Here is a 25,039-nt window from a genome sequence, read left to right as displayed (position 1 = left end):
CAGAACCAACAGGAATCCTGTTTGTTGAAAGCTTGCCGAACGACGCTGGGGAGTCGGTCATGGCCACCACCTTCGACACCGGTCCGGGACAGCTGTTCATCGGCGGCCAGTGGCGCGAAGCCGCGGACGGCGCCCGCATGGACGTCATCGACCCGTCCACCGGTCGTCTGATCACGACCGTCGCGGAGGCCGGCGCCGGCGACGTCGACGCCGCCGTGGGCGCGGCCAGGGATGCCTTCGATTCCGGGCCGTGGCCCCGGATGAGCGGGCGCGAGCGTGGGCGCGTGCTGCACCGGGTCGCGGAGCTGATCCGTGCCAACGCCGAGGAGATCGCGGCTCTGGAGAGCCTCGACGTGGGCAAGCCGATCTCCCTGTCCGCCGCGGTCGATGTGACGAACGCGGCCAGCGACTACGAGTACTACGCCTGCCTCGCCCAGAGCCAGGACGGCGCCACCCGCGACACCCCGCTCAACGCCTTCGCGTACACCAGACGCGAGCCGCTCGGCGTCGTCGCCGCCATCACACCTTTCAACTTCCCGCTGATTCTTGCCGGTTCGAAGCTCGCACCGGCCCTTGCGGCCGGCACCACCGTCGTCCACAAGCCCGCCGAGGAGACTCCTCTCAGCGCCCTCTACATGGGCCGCCTGCTGAAGGAGGCGGGCGTCCCCGACGGCGTGGTCAATGTCGTCACGGGTACAGGTCCGGTGGCGGGCGAGGCTCTGCTGCGCAACCCCGGCATCGACAAGGTCGCCTTCACCGGATCCACCGCCGTCGGCCGGCACGTGGCGAGTGTGGCGGGTGAAGGGCTGAAGACCGTCGTGATGGAGCTGGGCGGAAACGCGGCGCACATCGTCTTCGAGGACGCCGACCTGGAGAAATCGGTCGGCGCGATCATCAAGGCGCTCGTCTTCAACACCGGCCAGTTCTGCATGGCCGGCCCCCGGCTGCTGGTCGCCCGCCCGGTGCACGACACCTTGGTCGCCATCCTTGCCGAGGCCGTCGCGCAGGTGCCCGTGGGCGATCCACGCGATCCGGGGACCGTCGTCGGGCCGATGGCGGCACTGAAGCACCTGAAGAAGGTCGAGGAGTACGTCGAACTGGCGCGCAAGGAGGGTGCCAGGGTGGTCGCCGGCGGCGAGCGGCTCGACCTGGGCGGCGGCTACTACTACAGACCCACCGTGATCACGGGCCTCGCCAACGATTCCCGCGTCGTCCAGGAGGAGATCTTCGGCCCCGTCCTCACGGTCCAGCCCTTCGACACCGAGGACGAGGCCGTGGCCCTCGCCAACTCCACGCCGTACGGCCTCGCCTCGGGCATCCAGACCACCAGCCTCGCCCGCGCCCACCGCCTCGCCGAGCGGCTGCAGGCCGGCATCGTCTGGATCAACGACTGGGCCATGCTCGACCCGGCGGTCCCCTTCGGCGGCGTCAAGGACTCCGGCTTCGGCCGCGAGTACGGCCCCGAGGCCCTCGCCGCCTACACCAAGGTCAAGTCCGTGGTCGTCTCCCTCGACTGAGCGCCGGCGCAAAGGAGTTCACCGTATGACCACCACCACGCACGCCGCAGTGGTCGAGTCCGCAGGAGCGCCCTTCACGCTTTGCGACGTCGAACTCGACGCCCCCGGACCGGGTGAGGCCCTCGTGCGCCTGGTCGCCACCGGCCTGTGCCACACCGACCTCGCCGTGGCGAGCGGCGCTCTGCCCTTCCCGCTGCCGGGCGTCCTCGGCCACGAAGGAGCCGGTGTCGTGGAGGCCGTAGGCCCGGACGTGACCGGCGTCGAACCCGGCGACCACGTCGTGCTGTCCTTCACCTCCTGCGGCGACTGCTGCAACTGCCGAGACGGACACCCCGCGTACTGCGCCACCTGGCTCCCGCTGAACCTCATCGGCGGCCGGCGCGCCGACGGAACCAGCACCATCAGCCGCGACGGCAGCCCGCTCGGCGGGCACTTCTTCGGCCAGTCCTCCTTCGCCGAATGCGCGTTGGTGGACCGGCGCAGCCTGGTGAAGGTCGACCCGGATGTGCCGCTCGAGCGCATCGCCCCGCTCGGCTGCGGTGTGCAGACCGGGGTCGGTGCCGTGTGGAAAGTCCTCAAACCCCGGGCGGGCAGCACGCTCGTGGTCCTCGGCGCCGGAGCCGTGGGCCTGTCCGCGGTGATGGCCGCCGCCCTCACCCCGGCTGCGCGGATCATCGCCGTGGACCGGTTCGCCGAACGCCTCACCATCGCCGAGGAGTTGGGCGCCACCCACACCGTCAACGCGGCCGAGTCCGACCTCGGCGACACGCTCGCGGCGCTGACCGGCGGGCTGGGAGCCGACGGAATCGTCGAGACCACGGGCAACGTCGCCGTGCTGCGCCAGGGCGCCGACGCGCTCGCCGCTCGCGGCACCCTGGTCGTCGTCGGCGCCCCGCCCTTCGGCACCGAAGTCGCCCTGGACGTCAACGGGTTGCTGCCAGGCAAGCGGATCGTCGGGCTCACTTTGGGGGACAGCGAAACCCAGACCTTCATCCCCGCCCTCGTCCAGCTGGTCAAGGAGGGACGGCTGCCGCTGCACCGCCTGATCAGCACCTATCCGTTCACGGGCATCGACCAGGCGGTGCGGGACATGAACGCGGGCAAGACGATCAAGCCGGTGCTCACCTTCTGAACCGTCCCGACAGTCCGCCGAAGAGACCAGCGTGCCCGTCCGAGGCATGGCCTGGTGCCGGTCGTGCAGTGCGGCCACCGTCCGGACGGTTCCGTCCGGGCTGCGCAGTGGGTCTCCGGGCCGCAGGTCGGATGCCAGGGTCCAGCCGTGGCCGGCGACGTAGAAGCGATGTCCGGGTGTGCTGGTGAGGCGTCCGCCGTCGGTGAGATCGACATCGACCAGGTCGACGGCGGTGTGGTGGAAGGTCCGGGTGACCGGCTCGCCCTGGACGCGTCCGGTCGCCGGGTCGGTGGCCAGCAGCAGGTCACCGAGGCGCACGTCACGCAGCGCCTTGTGACTGCCGCCGGCGAGAACGACCTGGGTGGTGCCGGGGAAGCTGTTGAGCTTGCACGCCGTCCGCGCCTCCTCGTACACCTCGACCTGGTGCTCGATGTCCGCCAGCGTCTCGGCGTCGACGTCCAGCGTCTTGAGGGCCTTCAGCGCGTCGGCCACGCCTTCCCCGGACCGCAGGGCGGCGTCCACGCCTCGGATCGCCTCGGCGATCTTCCCGAGCGGACCGCCGAGCGGAAGCCAGGTGGCGGCCCAGGCACAGTCGCCGAGGCTGCCGTCGCCGTCACCGGTGACCTTGTGGTAGCAGCCGGTGAAGTCCCCCGCGATCGACTTGGCGATGCCCTTCCAGAGATCAACGGTCACGTCCCACGCGGAGATCTTGACCTTCTTGCTCAGGCCCTTGACCGTCACCGTCTTGAGGAAGACCGTGTCCTCGGCCGGGCAGCCGGACTCGGTGGCGGGAACGTCCGGGTTGAGGCACAGGTAGTAGCTGACCACCGCGTCGAAGTGCGCGATGTACACCAGGGTGTTGCAGTTGAAGTTGTGGCACTCGTTGGGGAGTTGTTCGGGATCCCCATCTTGCTTGATGTCGTCGATGACGGAGAACACTCCGCCGACACCGGTCGCCGCGCCCGTCTGGACCTGCTGGTTGGCCTTGTTCCGTTCGGCCTGGTCGGCGGCGTCCTGGGCTTCCTTGGCGTATTTGTCGGCGTCCTTCGCGGCTTGTTCGGCTTCGGTTGCGGCGGTGTCGGCGCGGTCGGCGGCGGCGCGGGTGTCCTTGGCGTCCTGTTCGGCCTGGCTGGCGGCGGTGCGGGCGGCGTCGGCGTCGAGTTCGGCGGTGTCTGCGGAGTTGCGGGCGTCCTTGGCGTAGCCGTCGGCGGTGTCGGCCGCGGTGCCGGCGGCTGCGGCGTCGTCGGCGGCCTGTTTGTCGTAGTCGACGGTCCGCAGGGGGCTGCACCGCATCCCCACCGAGGCAAAGCCCGAGAAGACCGCCGCCCCGGCGTAGCGGACCCGCGATCCACCCCGGACGGGGCCATCGTGCGGAGTGGCCCCCGTGTGCGCCGCCCTACGGGTACGGCAGGCGCACACCACCAGGGCTCGGCGACGGTACCTTTCCCCCGGGGGCCGTCGCCGAGCCTCTTGGCAGACGTCCCGCCGACCACGGAAACCGATCGGTTTATATTTCTCCCGAATCGAGTTAACCTCACAGTATGAGCACCGAAGTGAAGGCAAGTCCCCGAGAGCGGCTCCTGGAGGCGGCGGCCACGCTCACCTACCGAGACGGCGTCGGCATCGGCATCGAGGCGCTGTGCAAGGCGGCGGGCGTGTCGAAGCGCTCCATGTACCAACTGTTCGAGAGCAAGGACGAACTGCTGGCAGCGAGCCTGGAGCAACGCGCTTCCGCCTTCGTGACGACACTCCTGCCCGCGGCGGACGACGGCCGTTCATCCCGCGAGCGGATCCTGCACGTCTTCGAACAGGTGGAACTGCAGGCGGGTGCGCCCGAGTTCCGAGGCTGCCGGTACCTGGCCGTGCAGATCGAGCTCAAGGACCGGAGCCACCCTGCGAGCCGGGTGGCCCACCGGATCAAGGGAAACCTGACGGCCTTCTTCCGGGACGAGGCCGAACAGGGCGGTGCGAGCGATCCCGACCTGCTGGCCCGACAGCTCAGCCTGGTCTTCGACGGTGCCAGCGCCCGCGCGGGGATCGGAGCCGACAACCTCACCGGGCTCATCGCCCCCACGGTGGCCACCCTGCTCGACGCGGCAGGCGTGCGCTGACACATCACCTTTTCGGGGATGTCCGGCGACCGGTGCGCCCTCGGGGCTGACGCCCACCTCCGGCACCCGGGACAGGTCCGGCGGCCTTACCGCCCGGCTTCCCGGCAGTCGGCGGGAAGCCCGATGACCGTAAGGGTGTTGATCAGCATGCCGTGGGCGAGGAAGGCCGTGGCCTCGTCGGCATCCGCGCCCAGCGGCAGGCGCACGGTTTCCCAGAGCCTCGTCCAGCCGGCCCGGACGAGCTTGCCGATCCGATCATCGCCCTGCGCCTCAGTGGCTGCCACGAGGGCGTATCCCTGCATCTGCATCAGCAGCGTCTCTGGATGCGCCGAGCGTAGCCGCGCGTAGGCGCCTGCCATGGCGTAGAGGGCCTGCTCGCTGCCCTCTGCCCCTTCGGTCGCCCGCTCGAAAGCCAGCCGGGTGTCCTCCATGCTCCGCGTCAAGGCGGCGACGAAGATCGCCTGCCTGTCAGGAAAGAGCGGAAGAGGTACGGCTGCGTGACCCCCACGCGTTTGGCGATCGCCTCGGTGGAGGTGCCGTAGTAGCCCCTGAGTGCGAACTCGGCGATGGCCGCGCGGATGATGCTCTGACGTCTCTCCTGTGAGCTTGTCCTGCCCATGCCGCCCTCCTGTCCGATGCCGGCCCGACGGTATCTCCTGGGCTTGCGCGTTGTAAACCGATCGGTTTACGGTGGGCGAAACCGATCGGTTTCTAGTGTTCGGGAGTCCCTGATGAGCACGCATCGACCAGTAGCACTCGTGACGGGTGCGTCATCCGGCATCGGGAAGGCGGCCGCGCTCGCGCTGGTCGAGGCGGGATTCGAGGTGGTCGGCACAAGCCGCGACACCTCCCGCGTCACCCCGCTCGACGGCGTGACCTTCCTCGACCTCGACGTGGCCGAGGACACGTCCTGACACCAATCGAAGGCGCCACCGTCCTTGTCACCGGAGGCGGCCGGGGCATCGGCAAGATGCTGGTCGAGGAGCTCTACGGGCGCGGTGCCGGCAAGGTCTACGCCACGGCCCGTGACCCGCGCACGGTGACGCACCCCGATGCCGTTCCGCTGGCTCTTGAGGTCACCGACCCCGCATCCGTGACGGCCGCCGCCGAGCAGGCCCAGGACGTCACCATCCTGATCAACAACGCCGGCGCCTCGGTCCGCGCCTCGTACCTCGACGCCCCGATGGAGGACGTGCGCCGGGACCTGGAGACCAACTTCTACGGGCCGCTGCTGGTCACCCGGGCCTTTGTGCCGATCATCGAGCGCAACGGCGGGGGCCACATCCTCAACGTCCACTCCGCGCGGTCCTGGGTGGCCGACACCACGGCCTACGGCGCCTCCAAGGCCGCCCTGTGGTCGCAGACCAACTCAGTGCGTCTGGAGTTGCAGCCGCGCGGCATCGCGGTGACCGGACTCCACGTGGCCTACGTGGACACCGCTATGGCGGCGGGTGTCGACGGGCCCAAGGCCGACCCTCGCGACGTGGCCGTGGCCGCGCTCGACGGCATCGAGGCGGGGGCACACGAGGTGCTGGCCGACGACCTCACGCGCTGGGTCAAGTCGCAGCTGTCCGCCGATCTGGACGCCCTGTACCCGCAGTTGAACCAGTAATACCCACTCACCGATGACAAGGAAATTCCCGTGGAAAGTTCACTCACCCACCGCTTCGTCGACGTGAACGGAGTCAGACTGCACATCGCCGAGCAGGGGCAGGGGCAGGGGCCGCTGGTCCTGCTGCTGCACGGCTGGCCGGAGAGCTGGTACTCCTGGCGCCACCAGTTCGACGCGCTGGCAGCGGCCGGCTACCGGGTCGTCGCCCCGGACCAGCGCGGCTATGCCCGCAGCGAGCAGCCGCCGGATGTCACCTCCTACACCCTGCTCCACCTCGTCGGCGACGTGATCGCACTGATCGAGGAACTCGGCGAGGAGCAGGCGATCGTCGTGGGGCACGACTGGGGCGCACCCGTCGCCTGGACCGCGGCGATGCTGCGCCCCGACAAGGTCCGTGCGGTGGCCGGGCTCAGCGTTCCGCCCATCCTGCCCGGCGGGATGGTCCCTCCCTCGATCACCCGCACCCAGTACGGCGAGGGCTTCTACCAGGTCTACTTCCAGCAGCCGGGAGTCGCCGACGCCGAGTTCGCCAAGGACATCGCGGAATCCTTCCGCCGCCTCCTGGTGGGCGCCTCCGGCGACAACCCGCTCGGCAGGGAGCCCCGCCCGTTGGTCATACCCGACGGTCTGGGCCTCCTGGACACCATGCCGCAGGCGCCCGACCTCCCGGCCTGGCTGACCGAGGAGGACATCCAGGCATACACCGAGGACTTCGCCCTCCACGGCGAGCAGGCGTTCACCGGAGCCTTCAACTGGTACCGGAACATCGAGCGCAACAACGAACTGCTCGCTGCCTTCAAGGGGCGCGGGATCGACGTCCCGGCGCTGTACGTGGTGGGAGACCGCGACATGGTCACCTCACTGCGCTACCCGGAAGGGGGCCCCTCGCTGGGCGAAATCTTCCGAGGTGAGGACGGGTCGGGCAACCCGCTGACCGCTGTCGCGCCTCAACTGCACGATGTGGTGGTGCTTGAGGGCTGCGGGCACTGGACGCAGCAGGAACGTCCGGCGGAGACCAACGCCGCGCTCCTGGACTTCCTCGCCCACATCGACGGCCCCACGCCCCGATGACACTGCGCAGAGTCCGCCTGCCCGGCACGGTTCGGCGGGAGCAGGGCCCAAGGCCCGCGTGGAGGCGGCCGGCGAGCCAGGCGGCTTCGCCGTCATCGACCGCTTCCGGCGGGCCGGGTCACCTCCACGAGTCCGACCGAGACCCTGGCCTGCCACCGCGCCGCACGGCAGCGTAGCCGCCCCAGGCGACCGAAGCGGGCCAAGACGGTCGCCGACCACATCCTGTGGCCTTCCTTACAGCTGGCCCACCCCGACCAGACAGAGGAATCACCGATGTCCGAGCGCCATCCCATCCTGATCACCGGAGCCGCCGGCCATATCGGCGGCGTGAGCCGAACGATCGTCGACATGCTGCTCGAACAAGGGCACCCGGTGCGCGCGTTCGTGCGGCAGGAGGACGACCGCGCGCAGGCGCTCCGCGAGGCCGGGGCCGAGGTCTTCGTCGGAGACCTGCTCACCATCGCCGACGTGACAGCCGCGCTGAAGGGCGTCCGGCGCATCTACTTCAGCATGAGCCTGTCGCCGTACTACACCGACGCCGTCAGCCTGATGGCCGCAGCCGCGCGGGCCCAGGGTGACATCGAGGTCTTCGTCAACATGTCCGAGTTCGAGCAGTCGTTCATGACGTTCGAGAAGATGACCGCGCCGGACGAGGAACGGCGTGCATGGCTCGGCGGACTCGTCGCCAACTGGTCGCCGCAGCAGCGCGCCCACTGGATCGCCGAGCGGGTGCTGGAGTGGTCCGGCCTCCCGACCGTCAACGTACGGGCGGCCATGTTCGTCGAGAACCCCCTGATGACCTGGCTGGCGCTGGGCCCGCTGAGCAACGGCGAACTGCGCCTGCCCTTCGGCCACCACCGGCTCGCCCCCGTCGCGGGTTTCGACGTGGCGGAGGCGTGCGCGAAGATCCTCGCCGACCCGGCGCCGCACATCTCGAAGTCCTACGAGCTCAACGGTCCGGAGCTGAAGGACATGCACGGCTTCGCGGAGGACTTCGGGGCCGTGCTGGGACGCCAGGTCAGCTACGTTCCCGAAGAGGTCGAAACCTGGAACGAGACCTACGTGGACCCTGCCCTGGCCGATTTCCCGCACACCGCGGAGCACATGAAGACCCTCACCCGGCTGATCGGCGGCGGCGGGTACCGCGGCGTCACCGACCAGCTGGAAACCCTGCTCGGGCGCGCGCCGAAGAGCGTGCGCTGGGCCCTGGAGAACCATCCGCGCATTCAGAAGCTGGCGGCTGCCAGATTCGCCGAGCGATCGAGGAACTGCGGTCATGAGCGAGGTGTCGAGCGGTGAGGCTGCGGAGTCTGCGGAGGGACAACCTTCACACGGGTGGTTGGAGCGCGTCGACTTGGGAGAAGTACCCTACGCGGCGGCGCAGACGGACATGGCCCGCTGGGCTGAGGAGCGCAAACAGGGGCTCGCGGCCAACCGGCTGTTCCTGCTCACGCACCCTGCGGTGATCACCTACACCGCCCGAACGCCGAACGACCAGCTGCCCGACGCCGCCTCACCCATCGACCTGGTGCAGACGGACCGCGGCGGACATGCCACCTACCACGGTCCCGGCCAGCTCATCGGCTACCTCGTTCTCAACGTGCGCGAGCTCGGTCCCCGTGGCCTCATCCGCCGTGTTGAGCAGGCACTGATCGACGCACCGGACACCCTCGGCTTCCCAGCGGTCCGCCGCGAGACGCCGCCGGGGGAGGAGAGCCTGGTGGGCGTATGGACCCCTGATCAACGCAAACTCGCCTCGATCGGCATGCGCATCAGCGGGAGCAAGCCTCGTCTTCGCTGGTCAGACACCCTGACCGAGTTGATCACCTGCTGGTGGTCCGCCTCCGTGAAAGCCCAAGGCCAGTGGCAGGCGCTGCCGCCGACCAGTTTGCCCTTGGTGCCGGAACGAGGCCGTCTGCGGCATGAACGCTCTTCCTGCGGTGGCTCAGGGCTCCGCTTGACTTCGAGTGCACTTGAATCCGTAGCGTTCGGTGTATGAGCACTGCACAGCACAAGATCGGATCCGGTTTCGGTGCCACCAGCACCGCCGACGACGTCCTGCAGGGCGTCGACCTGACCGGAAAGCTTGCCCTCGTCACCGGCGGTTACTCGGGGATCGGCCTGGAGACCACCCGGGCGCTCGCCAAGGCCGGGGCCCACGTGGTCGTGCCCGCCCGCCGTCCGGCCACGGCCGAACAGGCGCTGACCGGCATCTCCGGAGTCGAACTGGACGAGCTGGACCTCGGCGACCTGGAAAGTGTGCGCGGCTTCTCCGAGCGGTTCCTCGCCTCCGGACGGACCATCGACATGGTGATCGACAGCGCCGGGATCATGGCGTGCCCGGAGACACGGGTGGGGCCCGGCTGGGAGGCCCAGTTCGCCACCAACCACCTCGGTCACTTCGCCCTCGTCAACCGTCTGTGGCCCGCGATCGCACCGGGCGGTGCCCGGGTCGTCTCCGTCTCCTCCCGCGGGCACCATTTCTCCGGCATCCGCTGGGACGACATCCACTGGCGGCAGGGCTACGACAAGTGGGAGGCCTACGGCCAGGCCAAGACCGCCAACGTGCTGTTCGCCGTCCAGCTCGACAAGCTCGGCCGCGATGCCGGCGTCCGCGCCTTCGCCCTGCACCCTGGCGGCATCATCACCCCGCTCCAACGGCACCTGCCCAAGGAGGAGATGATCGAGCGCGGTTGGATCGACGAGGACGGCAACGTGCTCAACCCCGAGGGTTTCAAGACGCCGCCGCAGGGTGCGGCCACCCAGGTGTGGGCGGCGACCTCGCCGCAGCTGGACGGGATCGGGGGCGTCTACCTGGAGGACTGCGACATCGCCGAGCCCGCGCCGGAGGACGACGCCGAGCGCTTTGGTGTGAAGGACTGGGCGATCGACCCGGAGCAGGCGGCTCGACTGTGGGAGCTGTCGGCGGAGCTGACGGGCGTCAACGCGTTCGCCGGCTAGAACTCCCGGGAGCCCGTGGCAGGTTCGCGGAGCGCCCGGTTCTCGGGGCCGGTACGGCGCGACTGGTGCGGCCGTCGCCAGGGCCCCGTGGGAATCGCCGGGGGTTCGGTCCCACCGTCGGTTGGGTGGTTGATCAGGCCGGCCACGCACAGTGCCGTACCCGGCGGCACGCGGTTGGCCCCGCCCGGTCGCCGTGCCGTGGTCGTCCAGCCTTACGGATACAGTACGGCGGTTGCTGGCCGTCCTGCGGGGCATGCCCGACGACCGGGCCGGAACGTTTGCCAAGGATGCGCCGACGATGGGAGTCATCCCCCAGGTTCTGCGGATCGGGCGCAGCCCCTGCTCGATGGCCTTCGAGCCCGGCGGCCGGCAGCCGCGACGAATGACGCCGCCCGAGGCAGGAGCCGGGCGACCCGGACGAGGCGCCCGGCGTCGAGGCGATGACTGACCAGGAACTGCGCGAGCGCCGGGACGGATGCGTACACCGATCAGGTGGCTTGGCCGGCTCTTGGCGTGCGCCGACAGCGATCTCAGAAGGTGAGGTTCCAATGTGGCGCCATGACCATATCGTCCACGGTCAACTCGCTCGGACACAGAGTCGCCCTGCCCCCTGTTCGTGGGCAGGGGACATCGGCACCCGCTTCCGGCTCACGGCCGGGGCGGGTGTTCGTCGTTGCGGTGCCTTGAGCCTGGCTTTTCCCCTGCTTCGGCGGTTCGGTGGGCTTCGGTCAGCTGATGGTGATTCCTTCTGCCTCGGGTGTGCCCGCGGTCACGGTTCTGGTCGCGGGGTCGTAGGTCAGGCTGATCTCCTCGCTGCAGGTGGGCGAGTGCCTGGGCCGCCGGGTCATGGCTCAGGGTCACCCACCCCGCAGCATCCAGGTGTATTGAGCTGAAGCGTCGTTCAGACGGCTGAGACGGAGGACTGCCGCGCCGGCCGCCACCTCCGAGTCGGCGGGGACTACCCCGTCGGGTCCAGCACCATCACCGCCCGTACGGATCACCTCCGCGTCGGCGGGGTCCACGAGCTCGTCCACGTCGAGGGCATGGCGTGGGACGGAACACCCCGCGTCGGCGGGACGGACTGGTCGAGCCTGAACGACCCGCCCTACGGCGACGGAGCACCCCCGTGTCCGGTCCCCGCTGGGCTGCGGCGAGGCCCCGTGCTCCTGACGCCCGCCGCTCAACACGTCTGGATCGTACGGCCGGTGGCGGCTCAGCCCCGGGGACCGCGGCCGAAGGCCCGGCGGACGAGCCGGACCAGGAACCAGACCAGCAGGGCGATGAAGAGGATGACGAGGACGACGACGACCAGGAGGAAGATGCCGAGTTTCTTGAAGAAGCCGCTCTTCTTCCTGGTCTTCTTGGTGTGGAACCGGGCCGACGAGGCGTGATGCCGGGACGTGTGGTGGCGGAGACTGACGTCGGACGCGGTGTTCGGAGACTCGGATCCACTGCGTACGGTGGTCACTGCGGCCGTCACCCGTTGCTGTGCGTCGGTTGCGGCGGCCGCCGGTGTCACCGTCAGGCCCAGCCCGAGCAGCAGTGTCAGGAGAAGCGTCGTCGCGCGGCCCTTCGTGTGGTGCGGGTATGTGGTGGTCATGTGTGACTCCCCGTTTCAGGTGTAAGTGCCGTTGCTGCCTTGCGCAATGACGCAACTATTATTCGCGGACAGGTGTCCGCGCCATCTCTCGATCTGAACGGGGCTTTTCCATGCGCTATCTGGTACGCGATCGCATGCTGGCGTTCCACGAGGAGGCCTGGGTCGAGACGGAGCACCGGCAGAAGCTGTTCAGGGTCGACCGCAAACTCCTGCGGCTGCGTACCACGTTCCACTTCGTGGACACCCAGGGCGAACACCGCCATGACCAGCGCAGTGCGCACCCATCTCGCCGACCAGCCGCAGGCGGTGGACCCGCGCGGCTATCTCGCCGCGAGCCGCAGTGCGATGATCCGTGCTGTCGCCGCCTTCATCGGTGCCCTGAACGGCGCGGCGGAGACAGCGCCCGCGCGCTGACGCCAAACTCGGCTCCATGTCGCCGCTCGCTCCCTGTCCTCAACCTCCCGCAGGTGCGTACTCAACTCTCATGCTGAGAGCCCGGCCTCCTATCTTGATCACGTAGCCGGGGTCCTTCGCCACGGCCCGGGTCGGTGGCCGACCCGAGGTGGTGCGCCGCCTGCTGCAGTTCCACTTTTTGGCGACGAGTTCGCGGTGCCAGCCAGGAGCGTCCCCGGCGTGACGGGGGAAGACCTGTACCCACTGCCGCCGGGGTAAGAGTGAGGACAGAGCCGCCAGCCACAGCCGGTCCGCATGCCGGTAGTGCACGGGACCGAGGAGTTGGCGCCGCAGCACAGCGTTTTCGTGCCGCAGCACCAGCAGCTCTGCGCTTGTGGAACGGCTGCGTACGCACCTGCTGACCGCAGCGCAGGCATGGCGGGCAAGGAGCTGACCGCCGATGATTGGCCTCGCCCGACCACTTTCCGACGCGCGTAGATGCGCGGCATCATGATCCTGCTGCGCCTGCCCAGTCCACCTTGCACCGGCCCGGGTGACTGGACGGGGTGCCCGCGGCCTGCTGGTCGCCGTCCTGCGCACCGGCCGGCGCAAGGTCCACGCGATCAACCCGATGGCCGCCGCCCGCTACCGCCACTCCGTTACGCGCAAGAAGTCCTGCGCCGGCGACGCCCTCGTGCTCGCGAACATCCTGCGCACGGACATGCATGCCCACCGGACTCTGCCCGACGACACCGACCTCGCCCACGGCATCGTCGTCCAGGCTCGGGCACAGCAGGACGCCACCTGGAACCGTCAGACCATCGCCACCAGCTCCGCTCGCTGCTGCGCGAGTACTACCCCCGTGGCCCTGGCCGCGGTCGAGCCATGGAAGAACGCCCTGTGCCGCCTCGCGGCCTCCGCCCTGCTCAAGGCCGCCTCCACCCCCACACCCGCGGCCGGCTGACTCGCACACCGCTCCGAGCCACCCTCAAGCGCGCCGGACGCCAGTGGCGGCATCGAGACGGAGGCCGACCGGTTGCAAGAGGTCCTCCGGCGCCGAGTGGGCCCATCAGCCTCCGCTCGTGGAGGAGGCCCTCGGCGAGCGGAGGCTGGCCCCCTTGATCCAGCTGGAGGCCGCCTGCACCGCCGCGGACCGGGTAGCGAAGGCGGTTGAGGAGGTGCTCCCTCAGCACCCGGACGCTGACATGTACCTGGACCTGAACCTCGAACCAAACAATCTCGCCGGGACAAAACGTTCTTTTCGGGTTCTGTTGGACGGCTCGCCGTGCAGGACTCGCACGTTTCTGCGGGCTCTTGCCGACGCAAGGCGAGGAAGGCCCGCGCCCTCCTGATGCCGAGCTCCGTCCGCCTGCTCGTACGTCCAGACGGTTGCGGCCCCGGTGGGGCCGGTCGGCGTGCGGCTCAGGCCGACTCGCGCAGAACCAGTTCTGTCGGCAGGACCACTTCGCGATGCCCCTTGCCCCGTTGGTCGATCTCGTCCAGCAGGAGGCTCGCCATGGTGTGCCCCATCTCCTCGATCGGCTGGCGGACGCTGGTCAGCGGCGGGTCGATGTGCCGGGCCACGATCGAGTCGTCGAAGCCGACGACGGCGACGTCGTCCGGCACCCGCAGTCCGCGCGTGCGCAACTCGTGCACGGCCCCCGAGGCGGTCACGTCGGAAGCGGCGAACACGGCGTCGAGATCGGGGCGCCGCTGCAGGAGATCGCGCATGGCCACGCGCCCGCCCCCCTCGGTGAAGTCGCCGTGTGAGATCAGCCCCTCGTCCACGGTGATGCCCGCACTCCGAAGCGCCTCGCGGTAGCCGTCGAGCCGCGCACGGGCGACGTCCATGTCCAGCGGCCCGGTGATGGTGGCGACGGTCCGGCGTCCCTTGTCCAGCAGGTGTTGGACCGCGAGTCGTGCGCCGCCGCTGTTGTCCGCGCGGACATGACCGACATGCTCGAGATCATGGCGTCGTCCGGCCAGCACCGTTGGCACGGCGAGGCCGTCCAGCAGGTCCGGAAGTGTGTCGTCGGAATGGACCGCCACCATCAGCACACCGTCCACCCGTTGCGCTGTGAGGTACGACGCGAGCCGTGCGTGTTCCTCACCGTCGCGCACCAGTACCAGCAGCAGCTGCATACCGGCGGTGCTGAGTCTGGAGGACACGCCCCGGATGATCGTCGAGAAGTACGGCTCCGAGAACAGGCGGGTCTCCGCCTCGGGCACGACCAGGGCGACCGAGTGGGTGCGGCGGGTGACCAGAGAGCGGGCGGCGAGATTGGGAACGTAGCCGAGTTCGTCGATCGCCCTCTCCACGGCGGCCCGCGAGCGCTCGCTCACCTTCGGCGACCTGTTGATGACCCGGGAGACCGTGCCGCGACCGACACCGGCCCGTGCGGCCACCTGTTCCAGCGTCGGACGCCGGCCCACGGCGGCTCGGGGCGGAGGTTCGGCAGAGGCCATCGTTCACCTTCCGGGGTCTACGAGTGGTGGTCCATTGTGACTCAGAAATTTTGCAACGCCGTTGACGAACCTTCCGGGTGGCTGACTGCACGCTCAGTATCAGGTCTGTGACCTGCACAAATTATCCCTGAGGCTGGCAGGTGTCCAATGGATGACTGGGGTCGTGGGACGCGCTGGCGTGATCTGCCGGACACATTCGGGCAACGGCCCTGACTTCAAGCCTTGACATCAGTGTGTCTGGAAGGAAGTCTTCCGGCAGGCCGCATGGGAGCGCTTCCACAGCTGGGGCGGAGTTCCTGCCCGGCGGCCGAAAAGCATCGATGGCCTTTCCCTCTCCTTCGCATGTCACACCGCTGATCAGCACGTTCTCCGCGCGCCGTGTGCGCCGCCGACCGCTGATCGCACCGCGAGGGCAAGTCCGGGCCGTCGACCGCGATGGCCTGATTCCTGAGGCCTCGTTCACCACTGGGACAAGGAGTAGTGGAATGCGCTTCACTGGCACTGCCGGCGGTCGCGGCCTGAGAACGGCTGCCCTGACCACCACGGTCCTGACCGCCTCGGCCCTGTTGCTCACGGCCTGTGGCAGCGGCGGTGGCAACTCGAGCGCCTCGAGTGGCGACGGGAAGATCACCCTCACGGTGGCCGACTTCGGGCAGTTCGGCCTCAAGGAAGCCGGCCTGTTCGCCAAGTACCACGAGCTTCACCCGAACATCACGGTGAAGGAGGAAGTCACCGCCAACGAGCAGGACTACTACCCCAAGCTCCTTCAGCAGTTGAACACAAACAGTGGTCTTGCGGATGTGGCCGGTGTCGAGGTCGGCCGCATCAAGGAGGTCGTCGACACCCAGGCGGGGAAGTTCGTCGATCTGAGCAAGTCGATCAATGTGGGTGACTGGGTGCCCTGGAAGGAGAAGCAGGCCACGGCCAAGGACGGCACGGTCATAGGCGCCGGCACCGACATCGGTCCCATGTCGCTGTGTTACCGCAAGGACCTGTTCCAGAAGGCGGGTCTGCCGACCGACCGCGAGGCTGTGGCCAAGGCCGTCGCGGGTGGCTGGGAGGACTACCTGAGGCTCGGCGAGCAGTACCAGAAGAAGGCTCCCTCGGGCACCTACTTCATGGACTCCGCGAGCGCCATGTTCAACGCGGTCGTCAGCTCCGATTCCCAGCAGTACTACGACGCCCAGGGCAACGCGATCTACAAGAACAGTCCCGCGGTGAAGAAGGGCTGGAACCTGGCCGCCGAGGCGGCGGCGAAGAAGCTGTCCCAGGGCCTGCCGCAGTTCACCGACGCCTGGACGGCGGCGCTGCGCAAGGGCACCGTGGCCACCGTGGCGTGCCCCGCATGGATGGCCGGGCAGATTTCCACCAACTCCGGTGATGCCTTCAAGGGCAAGTGGGACATCTCTCATGCGCCCGGCTCGACCGCGGCCAACTGGGGCGGCTCCTTCCTGACCGTCCCCAAGAGCGGTCAGCACGTCAAGGAGGCCACCGACCTGGTCAAGTGGCTGACGGCGCCCGCCCAGCAGGCCGCCGTGTTCAAGGCGATCGGTGTGTTCCCGTCGAACCAGGGCGCCTACCAGCTGGCCGACGTGAAGGACGCGAAGCTTCCGTACTTCAACAACGCCCCGATCGGCCAGATCTACGCCGAGGAGGCCAAGTCCATCCCCCAGGCCGTCCTCGGCGCGAAGGACGGCGTGATCAAGGACACGATCTCCACGCAGATCAACAACATGGAACAGCGGGGCACCAAGCCCGCTGACGCGTGGAAGGCCGCGACCGAGACGATCGACAAGGCGATCGGCTGACCATCGCCGCGGCCCCGGTGCCCGCGGACCGACTGCGGACGTGTGAACCGTCCGCAGTCGGTCGGGCGCCCGGCAGGCCCCAAGGCGGCGTCGGGCGCGCCGAATTCTCCGGCACGCGTCCGCGCATACCGATCCCTGTACGCCGGCACCCACCCGGTCCCGCGACCTTCGCCATCGGCCGCCGAACCGGGTGACATGCAGGCCGGCACCGCTCGGCCTCCGGCGCCGACCCCGCTCGCACGGACGTCGAGCCGGGGCGCCGGGCCCGATCGCACGCCAACACCGCAGAACAGGCGCTCGGGCCCTCCAACCCCCAGCTCCGTACTTGGCCGAACCTCCAGGGAAGGACTCCCCCCGTGGCAACAACGCCCCCCACGCCGGGTGCCTACGCCTCTCCGTCCGATGGCTCCGGCACGACATTGATGGGACGCGGTCACCCAACCTGGCGTACCAGGCTGTGGCGCTTCGACGACATGGCGTCACCGTACGCGTACATAGCGCCCTTCTTCCTCATCTTCGGCGCCTTCGGGCTCTACCCGCTCCTCTACACGGGCTGGATCGCCCTGCACCGGGTGGAGATGACGAGCCTCGACCAGTCCCAGTGGGTGGGCTTGGACAACTTCGCCAAGATCCTCCAGGACTCCGAGTTCTGGACCGCTGTCTTCAACACCTTTGTGATCGGCGTGATCTCGACCGTCCCGCAGCTGCTCGTGGCACTGGGACTGGCGCATCTGCTCAACTACAAGCTGCGCGCCAGCACGTTCTGGCGGACGCTGATCCTCACCCCGTACGCCACCTCGGTGGCGACCGCGGCTCTGGTCTTCGCCCTGGTCTTCCGTGCCGACGGAGGCCTCCTCAACTGGGTGCTGCACTTCGTCGGATTCGGCAACACCGACTGGGGTAACGGGACCTGGACGTCGAAGATCGCCATCTCGGTGATCGTGATCTGGCGTTGGACCGGCTACAACGCCCTCATCTACCTGGCGGCCATGCAGGCCGTGCCGACCGATCTGTACGAGGCGGCCTCGATCGACGGGGCGACGCGATGGCAGCAGTTCCGCAAGGTGACCATTCCCGCGCTGCGGCCCACGATCCTGTTCACCATCGTCATCTCCACCATCGGCTCCATGCAGTTGTTCGGTGAACCGCTGCTGCTGCAGGGGGGAACGCTCGGCTCCATCGGCGGCAGCGAGCACCAGTACGAGACGCTGAGCATTTATCTCTTCAACTACGGCTGGAAACTGGGGCACTTGGGCCCTGCCGCAGCCGTGGCCTGGGCGATGCTCGTGCTGCTGCTGCTCATCGCCTTTATCAACTGGATCGTCGGCCGGTTCGTGCGCAAGAGCGCGGTCTGATGGGAGTGAATTCGATGACCACGACAAGTCCCACCAGCGAGCTCCACCTGGCCTCGTCCCCCTTGCCCGCCAAAGGAGGCAGGGACCGCGGCGGGCGTCTCAAGCTCGGCGCCGGCCAGCAGCTCAAGGGCGGCCCGTTCACGTACGCGTCCCTGATCATCGTCGGTCTGGGATCGATCCTTCCGCTGTACTGGACCCTGGTCGCTGCCTCGCACGACCAGCAGAGGGTCCTCGACAACCCGCCCCCGCTCGTGCCGGGCGGCCGCCTGTGGAGCAACCTCCGGTCGGCCTGGGAACAGGCCCACCTGGGGAAGGCGATCGTCAACACTGTCGTCGTGGCCGGCTGCATCACCGTTGCGACTCTGTTCTTCTGTACGCTCGCCGGCTACGCCTTCGCCAAGATGAAATTCAGGGGGCGCGGCTTCCTGTTGACCGCGGTCATCGCCACCCTGACCATTCCGCCGCAGCTCAGCGTCGTACCGCTGTTCATGATGATGTCGAACATCGGATGGGGCGGAAAGCTGGAGTCGGTGATCTTCCCGACGCTGGTCGGTGCCTTCGGCGTCTTCTTCATGCGCCAGTACCTGTTGGAAGCCCTGCCCTACGAGCTCGTCGAGGCGGCCAAGGTCGACGGTGCGAACAACTTCCGCATCGTGTGGAGCGTGGTCCTGCCCGTGGCCCGGCCCGCGATGATGGTGCTCGGCATGCTCACGTTCGTGCAGGCGTGGAACGACTTCTTCTGGCCCTTCCTCGCCCTGAACCAGGACAACCCCACCGTCCAGGTGGCGCTCGGTCAGCTCAGTGCCTCGTACACCCCCGACCAGAGCATCGTCATGGCCGGCGCGCTGATCAGCACGCTGCCGCTGCTGCTGGTCTTCGTGATCTTCGGCAAGCAGATCGTCGGAGGCATCATGTCCGGCGCCGTCAAGGGCTGACACCAGGGCCATCCCCCGAAACCCTGTCGACCGATTCGTACTTTTGGAGCTTTCTCACCATGACCGCCGTGCAGCCCGAGACCACAGCCCAGTCGGACTCGGTCACCTCCTTCCCGCCTGGCTTCGTCTGGGGCGCGGCCACAGCCGCCTATCAGGTGGAGGGCGCCGCCACTGCGGACGGACGCACCCCATCCATCTGGGACACCTTCAGCCACACCCCCGGGAAGGTCCGCAACGGCGACACGGGGGACATCGCCGCCGACCATTACCACCGATACCGCGACGACGTGGCGCTGATGAAGGACCTCGGCCTCAAGGCGTACCGCTTCTCCATCTCCTGGTCCCGTGTGCAGCCCACCGGGCGGGGCCCCGCCGTCGAGCGTGGTCTGGACTTCTACCGCCGGCTCACCGACGAGCTTATGGAAGCGGGGATCACCCCTGTCGCCACCCTCTACCACTGGGATCTTCCTCAGGAGCTGGAGGACGCGGGTGGGTGGCCGCACCGTGACACCGCGCAGCGCTTCGCCGATTACGCCGACATCATGGCCCGGACCCTGGGGGACCGCGTAGGCGTATGGACCACCCTCAACGAGCCGTGGTGCTCGGCGTTCCTCGGCTACGGCTCCGGCGTGCACGCGCCGGGGCGCACCGAACCGGCCGCCACCCTGCGCGCCGCCCACCACCTCAATCTGGGCCACGGTCTGGCGATCGGCGCGCTGCGTTCGGCGCTGCCGTCGTCGGCGCAGACCTCCATCACCCTCAACCTGCACCAGGTGCGACCGCGCACCGCAAGCGCCGACGACGCCGAGGCGGCTCGCCGCATCGACGCTGTGGGCAACAGGGTGTTCACCGGGCCCATCCTCGACGGTGCCTACCCGGCCGACCTGCTCGAAGACACCGCACGCATCGTCGACTGGGACGAACTGGTGCACGACGGCGACCTGGCAGAGATCTCCCGTCCCATCGATGTGCTCGGCGTGAACTACTACTCGCCGACCGTGGTCTCCCTCCCCATCGACGGTGGCGGTACCACCAAGGACGACGGCCACGGCGCGAGCGACCACTCGCCGTGGACCGGTTCCGACCACGTGGCCTTCCACCTCGCCAACGACGATCTCACCGCAATGAACTGGGCCATCGACCCCAGCGGCCTGCACACGCTGCTGACCGAACTCGCGGCATCACACCCACGACTGCCGCTGATGGTCACGGAAAACGGCGCCGCCTTCGACGACTACGTCTCGCCCGAGGGCAAGGTGAACGACCCGCAGCGCGTCGCCTATCTCCATGCCCATCTCGACGCGGTGAGGCGCGCCATCGCCGACGGTGCCGACGTGCGGGGCTACTTCCTGTGGTCCCTGCTGGACAACTTCGAATGGGGCTACGGCTACTCGAAGCGCTTCGGCGCCGTCTACGTCGACTATCCGACCCAGCGGCGCATCCCCAAGGAGAGCGCCCACTGGTACGCCGACGTGATCCGCAGGAACGGGTTGCCGGGCGGGGCCTGAGCTTGATCATTGCGGCAGGTTGCGCCGCCGCTGTTCAGACCCTGCTGCCCGGCAGTCGTCACGACTGCCGGGCCCTTCAACAACGAGGCCGCCACCCAGACCCGCAGCTTCGCGACAGGCCTGCCGGCCGGCACCGACTGCGACGTCATCCACAGCGACTACGACCCGGCGAAACAGACATGCGACGGGCTCACAGTGGTCGTCGACGGCCCCGGCAACGCCAGTGTCTCCGTCGCAGCCAAGGATGCCGTCGCGCTCTACGGCGCGGTCTCCGGCGGCCCCGCAGATTGCGAAAGCCTCAGTGCCGTAGTTCCTCGGTATCCGCACGGCCCGGCTCTGCTGTGCGCTCTTCCCGCTGCGCCGTGGTGCGCAGTTCACTCGGACGGAAGCCCGCTGCTGCGATCTCTGCGTGCGCCCGCGCCGCGAGATGTTCCGCGCCGCACGTCTCCGCCAAGTCGGCGCCCTCGAAGAGTGGTTCCGCCGCCCGGTCGGCACGGCCACAGCGTCTGAGGCCAATGGCGAAGTCGACCAGTGCCTCGGCGTACAGGTGCTGGTTCGGGGACTTGCTGAGCGTCTCCACCGCGCGCTCCAGCAGCGCCAGGGCGTCCCCCTCCTCGGAGACCGCCGCGCTGAAGCGCAATGCCTCACCCTTGGCGGTGGGCGTGTCGTAACGCTCCGCTCGGCGCAGTGTCTGCGCTGCGAGAGCGCGGGCGCCTGCGGGGTCCTCCGGGGCGAGGGCGAGGGCGAGGTGTCCCGCCCAGGGACACCAGGTCGGATTGAATATGCCTTTGGCCTCCAGTCGCTCCCCGGCTGCGGTGAGTTGGGCGATGGCTTCCTCGCGACGGCCACGGACGAGCAGCAGACGCCCGTACAGCGTCCGGGGGTCCGGGAAGACCACCGCGTTGGGGTAAGGGGGCGCGAAGTCGTGCATCTCGGCGACGTTCAGCGCTTCCTCGATGTGGCCGCGGGACAGCAGGACATCGAGCAGCAGGCCGACGGCGTACCACTTGGCGGGCAACCTGGGTCCGACGCGGTCCGCCAGCCGGACTGCCTCACGCGCGCAGTGCTCGGCCTCGACGAGCAGTCCGCGCCGGAAGTGGACCAGCCCGAGGAGGCTGAAGGCGAAGGAGAGGTGGGCTCCGCTCCATCCGACCTGCTGGCACTCGGCGATGGCGGAGCTGAACAGCTCCTCTGCACGGTCGCACTCGTCGGCGTACATGTACCCGAGCGCGGTGAGGCTGGGCAGCTCGAAGCCCCAGTCAGGGTCGGTGTAGCTGAGCCCCACGGCGCGCGAGGCGACGGCCAGCCCGTGTTGGGCCGGCTCACCGCGCAGCGTGGCATCCCAGGTACGCAGGCACAACAAGGCCTTCTCTCCCACGTTCTGCCCGGACAGATGCTCGGCGAGCCGCGCGAGTCTACGGGAACGGACAGGCGCCTGTACCTCCCGCGTGTCAAAGACCCGCCACAGGTGGTGGGCGGCCTGCAGGCGCAGCCGCGCCCTGGACGTCCGTGCGTGGGCAACCTCGGCCCCCACCACGGCAGCTGCTTCGCCGAGCTGGTCGTTGTGGGCGAGAGCCTGGGCCAAACGGAAAGTGGCGTCCTCTCTGAGCCTGGGGTCGAGGTCGGGAAGCTCCAAGGCCGCCGAGAGGTGGTTGACCGTGGTGGCCGGGGAGGTGAGCAGGGCAGAGCAGCCGAGCTCGTAGAGCACGGCCGCGCGCTCCTCGGCTGGGGGTGGTTCGCGCAGCGCACGCTCCAGGCAGCGATGTGCGGCGTCCGGAGCACCTTGGCGAAGGTTCTCCCGCGCGGCCGCGCGCAGCTGCTCGACGGTCTGTGGGTCGTTGCTCGGATGAGTCTCCAGCAGATGCCGGGCGGCGACAGTGATGTTCAAGCCCGCGTCGGTTACCGCGCTGGCGGCCTGCCCGTGTATGGCGGTGCGCATCGCCGAAGGGATGGCCCGGTACACGGCAGTGGCGATGAGGGGGTGGACGAACTCGAGCGTCCTGGTGCCGGTCAGGATACGAGCGACCCGCAATGTGTCCGTGGCGTCCTGAGCCTCGGCCGGTGGCAGCCCGGCCACCGAAGCCGCCAGTTCGGGGGAGATCTCGGTACCGAGTACCGCCGCCGACCAGGCAAGCCGCACGGCCCGGTTCCCGAGCCTCTCCAGTCGTTCGACCAGTCCGGTGCCGCGGGACGACGCACCGAGGTCTCGCAGCAGATGGGCCGACTCCTCGGAGGGGGTGAGACCGCGGTCCTGGACCTTGGCGACGAGTTCGACCGTCTCGTAGGGGTTGCCGCCGGTGACGGCCCAGCACTCGCGGCAGAAGGGATCGTCCGCTTCCGGCCCGAGGGCGTCACGGACCAGTTTCGCGACCGACTCAGGGCTGAGAGCGTGCAGGGTGATCGGGTGTGACCCGCGGCCGCCGACCAGTTCACGGAACGCCGCGGCCTCGGCCGGCAGTTCGTTCGGGCGGTACCCCAGGACGATCAGGACCGGAAGTTCCTGCACGCGCACAGCGAACGTGGCCAGCCAGGTGAGGGACTCCGCATCACCCCAGTGAGCATCGTCAACGACCGTGACGATCGGCGCCTTGCGCACGGCGAGCTGCGTGAGGACCCAGTCCAGACCGTCCCGGACGCCCTGTGGATCCGGCACGGCGGTACCGGCCTGCTGAGCGAAGAGGCCGACGGCCGGCCCCGCGATCTCGTACCAGCCCCCGAAGATCTCGCGACGCTCGGCCTCGGCGCAGGACGCCAGCACAGGTTGCAACAACTGCCGGACGACGTGGAAGGGAACCGTGTGTTCCTGCTCGCTGCCGCGCGCGGACAGGACCGTGCACCCTCGGGAGGCGGCCATGCCTCGGATCTCGGCCAGCAAAGTCGTCTTGCCCAGTCCTGCCGCACCGCTCAAGAACAGCAGCCCGCCACGTCGACCACCGCTGTCCGCCGAGCGGGTGCAGAGCGCCTCCACTGCCTCCCGCGCGGCGGCCACCTCATCGTCACGCTCATACAGGGGCGTCCCCGCCCGGCTGGGGCCCACCGAACCAACTCGTCTCTCGTCGCGCTCCTGCTCCGGCACGCTATTCCCCTCGCTCACCAGCCTGTTGGTCAGGCTAGCGAAGTGGGACGATCCGCGACAGAAATGTGCAGGAACCGTGTCGGTAGCCTTCCCAGCAGGGAGCCGAAGTGGTAGGTCGTGAGCGCCGTCGCAAGGCGTGCCGGGCGGAGTCGCAAGCCGGCGCTCGCCTCGGCACGGGCACACGCCGACGCGCCGGTGCTCGTCTTCACCGACGTCCTCGACGAAGCGGGCGAGATCACTCGATGTAACAAAGCGCCATCAAGGGCTCGGAACGACCGGCGCCAGATCGGTGCTGGGGCTTGCTCCGCGCGCGAGCAGCTCACCTTCGCCCTGAGCGGTGGCTCCGGCGCCCGCCCGACCCGACAGCCGGACCACCCCGGCCGGCCAGGCAGCGCCAGCTTTCGCCCCTCTCCTCGGGGTCGAGGTATCGCTCCCGCAGCCGCGAAGCAGGCTGGTAGTTCGGTCCTGCGGTTTCGTCCACGCGTGCGAGCAGCAGATTGCAAGGGGCTCGAGGCGCTCCGCGAACTCCCTGGAGAAATCCACCCCGAGCAACTGCCATGGCAGAACCGTCAGACCCCTTCCGCGACAACGTGTCCCAGCCTTCGTCGATCTCCTGTTCGACCCGACCCCGGGATTTGCTCAGCCAGTCGTCTTTGTATCCCAGCCCTGCGTTGTGAACGATCGATGCCTCCGAGGAGGTCACACCACCGCTGACCAGTCTCTGTTGACGTGTCAGAGGGCGTCGACGCCGCTCACCTTCCAGCCGTCGGAGGTACGCGTGAGCGTCAAGCGCACCCGGTTCAGGTCCAGTCGGGGCGTCGGGACCTGGGTGCTCCGGGTGACCTGGTTGACGAAGAGCAGGACGACGGCCTTGTCCGGTGTGGCCGACACGACGGACGCGGCAGGGGTGCCGCCGTCGGAGGGTGTGGCCACGGTCGCCTTCACCACGGCGTGGTACGTCGTCGCCGTCGGCGCGACCACCGTCTTCGTCGTCCTGCCGTACTGGTCGCGGAAGTGCCCGGTCAGCAGGGCGCGGGCCCGGGCGAAGTCCCGGTCCAAGTGCCGGTAGTCGTACGACAGCACGACCGGCGCCGCCTTCCGCGCGGCCGCGAGGGCCTCGCCCCGGGCCTGCTCCGCCTGCCGCCCCTGCCGGTACTGCCACCCGAGGACGGCGGTCACGACCAGGGCAGTCACGAGGACGAGGCCCAGCACCGCGGTGAGCAGGCGCCGTCCGACCCTGCGCGAGGGCGCGCCGTCCTCCGGCTCATCCTCGAAGGGCTCGGGCGCGGGCTCCGGCGGGTCCTCCCAGCCGTCCGCCGGGGGCTCGACGAGCAGGGTGCGCCCGGGGACGGCTTCCTCTTCCTGGCGGGCGGCGCGCTTGGCCGCCGCGCGTGCGGCCGCGGTCATGGTGCGGCGGGCCGGGGAGCCGGTGCCGCGGGTGCGGGAGGTCGGGTTCGCCACGGTGTCTCTCCTCATTGACGGCCTCACAGTGGG

Annotated in this window: 18 protein-coding genes and 4 pseudogenes; 16 read left to right on the top strand and 6 right to left on the bottom strand. The window is 69.0% G+C overall.

Going from position 1 to position 25,039, the window contains the following annotated elements; translation table 11 throughout:
- Positions 1 to 59: 59 nt before the first annotated feature.
- Positions 60 to 1,517, top strand: a complete 1,458-nt coding sequence (locus SRB17_RS39690; protein ID WP_153546241.1) for an aldehyde dehydrogenase family protein — start codon at positions 60 to 62, stop codon at positions 1,515 to 1,517.
- A 25-nt stretch (positions 1,518 to 1,542) separates the two neighbouring features.
- Entirely contained in the window at positions 1,543 to 2,649 is a 1,107-nt protein-coding gene (locus SRB17_RS39685; protein WP_153546423.1) for an NAD(P)-dependent alcohol dehydrogenase, read from the top strand.
- Positions 2,650 to 2,730: 81 nt separating this feature from the next.
- Here the strand turns inward: SRB17_RS39685 and SRB17_RS39680 are convergent.
- Positions 2,731 to 3,942, bottom strand: a pseudogene (locus SRB17_RS39680) (Hint domain-containing protein); the annotation flags it as partial.
- A gap of 248 nt (positions 3,943 to 4,190) precedes the next feature.
- Here SRB17_RS39680 and SRB17_RS39675 point away from each other — a divergent pair.
- Positions 4,191 to 4,760 (top strand): TetR/AcrR family transcriptional regulator, encoded by a 570-nt coding sequence (locus SRB17_RS39675; protein WP_153546239.1) that lies wholly within the window; start codon positions 4,191 to 4,193, stop codon positions 4,758 to 4,760.
- Between the two features lie 86 nt (positions 4,761 to 4,846).
- Here SRB17_RS39675 and SRB17_RS39670 read toward each other — a convergent pair.
- Positions 4,847 to 5,379 (bottom strand): annotated as a pseudogene (locus SRB17_RS39670) (TetR/AcrR family transcriptional regulator).
- Positions 5,380 to 5,491: 112 nt separating this feature from the next.
- Between SRB17_RS39670 and SRB17_RS39665 the strand changes: the two are divergent.
- From SRB17_RS39665 to SRB17_RS39640, 6 genes and pseudogenes are all read left to right on the top strand, one after another.
- A pseudogene (locus tag SRB17_RS39665) lies at positions 5,492 to 5,671 on the top strand (SDR family NAD(P)-dependent oxidoreductase); the annotation flags it as partial.
- Positions 5,671 to 6,372 carry an SDR family oxidoreductase gene (locus SRB17_RS39660; protein ID WP_153546237.1) on the top strand — a complete coding sequence of 234 codons (702 nt, stop codon included), beginning with the start codon at positions 5,671 to 5,673 and terminating at the stop codon, positions 6,370 to 6,372. The pseudogene SRB17_RS39665 and the gene SRB17_RS39660, both read left to right, overlap by 1 nt.
- A gap of 30 nt (positions 6,373 to 6,402) precedes the next feature.
- On the top strand, positions 6,403 to 7,443 hold the full coding sequence (locus SRB17_RS39655; protein WP_323377332.1) for an alpha/beta hydrolase: 1,041 nt from the start codon (positions 6,403 to 6,405) through the stop codon (positions 7,441 to 7,443).
- A gap of 273 nt (positions 7,444 to 7,716) precedes the next feature.
- The gene (locus SRB17_RS39650) at positions 7,717 to 8,742 is read left to right on the top strand and encodes an NmrA family NAD(P)-binding protein (protein WP_153546235.1); all 1,026 of its coding nucleotides are present in this window, start codon (positions 7,717 to 7,719) and stop codon (positions 8,740 to 8,742) included.
- The gene (locus tag SRB17_RS47020; protein WP_228396540.1) at positions 8,720 to 9,442 is read left to right on the top strand and encodes a lipoyl protein ligase domain-containing protein; all 723 of its coding nucleotides are present in this window, start codon (positions 8,720 to 8,722) and stop codon (positions 9,440 to 9,442) included. The genes SRB17_RS39650 and SRB17_RS47020 overlap by 23 nt, the downstream gene beginning before the upstream one ends.
- Positions 9,439 to 10,404 (top strand): SDR family NAD(P)-dependent oxidoreductase, encoded by a 966-nt coding sequence (locus tag SRB17_RS39640; RefSeq protein ID WP_153546233.1) that lies wholly within the window; start codon positions 9,439 to 9,441, stop codon positions 10,402 to 10,404. The genes SRB17_RS47020 and SRB17_RS39640 overlap by 4 nt, the downstream gene beginning before the upstream one ends.
- Positions 10,405 to 11,617: 1,213 nt before the next feature.
- Here SRB17_RS39640 and SRB17_RS39635 read toward each other — a convergent pair.
- A complete protein-coding gene (locus SRB17_RS39635; protein WP_153546231.1) occupies positions 11,618 to 12,004 on the bottom strand; it encodes a hypothetical protein in 387 nt (128 codons plus the stop codon).
- Positions 12,005 to 12,265: 261 nt separating this feature from the next.
- Between SRB17_RS39635 and SRB17_RS39630 the strand changes: the two genes are divergently transcribed.
- Complete coding sequence (locus SRB17_RS39630; RefSeq protein WP_153546229.1) at positions 12,266 to 12,418, top strand: hypothetical protein; 153 nt, start codon at positions 12,266 to 12,268, stop codon at positions 12,416 to 12,418.
- A gap of 532 nt (positions 12,419 to 12,950) precedes the next feature.
- Positions 12,951 to 13,361: an IS110 family transposase gene (locus tag SRB17_RS39625; protein WP_153546226.1), complete on the top strand. Its 411-nt coding sequence runs from the start codon at positions 12,951 to 12,953 to the stop codon at positions 13,359 to 13,361.
- A gap of 458 nt (positions 13,362 to 13,819) precedes the next feature.
- On the opposite strand, the gene SRB17_RS39620 is transcribed toward SRB17_RS39625, so the two are convergent.
- Positions 13,820 to 14,863 (bottom strand): LacI family DNA-binding transcriptional regulator, encoded by a 1,044-nt coding sequence (locus SRB17_RS39620; protein ID WP_153546224.1) that lies wholly within the window; start codon positions 14,861 to 14,863, stop codon positions 13,820 to 13,822.
- 485 nt (positions 14,864 to 15,348) lie between these two features.
- On the opposite strand from SRB17_RS39620, the gene SRB17_RS39615 reads away from it, so the two are divergent.
- The 5 genes and pseudogenes from SRB17_RS39615 to SRB17_RS48660 all read left to right on the top strand — a co-directional run.
- Positions 15,349 to 16,671 carry an ABC transporter substrate-binding protein gene (locus SRB17_RS39615; protein WP_153546222.1) on the top strand — a complete coding sequence of 441 codons (1,323 nt, stop codon included), beginning with the start codon at positions 15,349 to 15,351 and terminating at the stop codon, positions 16,669 to 16,671.
- Between the two features lie 356 nt (positions 16,672 to 17,027).
- Positions 17,028 to 18,026, top strand: a complete 999-nt coding sequence (locus SRB17_RS39610) for a sugar ABC transporter permease (protein ID WP_323377328.1) — start codon at positions 17,028 to 17,030, stop codon at positions 18,024 to 18,026.
- 14 nt (positions 18,027 to 18,040) lie between these two features.
- Positions 18,041 to 18,961, top strand: coding sequence for a carbohydrate ABC transporter permease (locus SRB17_RS39605; protein WP_153546220.1), 921 nt, complete (start codon positions 18,041 to 18,043; stop codon positions 18,959 to 18,961).
- 59 nt (positions 18,962 to 19,020) lie between these two features.
- A complete protein-coding gene (locus tag SRB17_RS39600; protein WP_153546218.1) occupies positions 19,021 to 20,469 on the top strand; it encodes a GH1 family beta-glucosidase in 1,449 nt (482 codons plus the stop codon).
- Between the two features lie 9 nt (positions 20,470 to 20,478).
- Positions 20,479 to 20,718: pseudogene (locus SRB17_RS48660) on the top strand (alpha amylase C-terminal domain-containing protein); the annotation flags it as partial.
- A 49-nt stretch (positions 20,719 to 20,767) separates the two neighbouring features.
- On the opposite strand, the gene SRB17_RS39590 reads toward SRB17_RS48660, so the two are convergent.
- Both SRB17_RS39590 and SRB17_RS39585 read right to left on the bottom strand, forming a co-directional pair.
- A complete protein-coding gene (locus SRB17_RS39590) occupies positions 20,768 to 23,563 on the bottom strand; it encodes an ATP-binding protein (protein ID WP_323377326.1) in 2,796 nt (931 codons plus the stop codon).
- A 714-nt stretch (positions 23,564 to 24,277) separates the two neighbouring features.
- A complete protein-coding gene (locus SRB17_RS39585) occupies positions 24,278 to 25,006 on the bottom strand; it encodes a hypothetical protein (protein WP_323377324.1) in 729 nt (242 codons plus the stop codon).
- Between the last annotated feature and the right edge of the window lie 33 nt (positions 25,007 to 25,039).

Source organism: Streptomyces sp. RB17, from assembly GCF_009604455.1.
In the GTDB taxonomy this organism is placed as follows: domain Bacteria; phylum Actinomycetota; class Actinomycetes; order Streptomycetales; family Streptomycetaceae; genus Streptomyces.
Note: the sequence above shows the minus strand (reverse complement) of the source record. Positions and strands in the feature narration are given on the sequence as shown.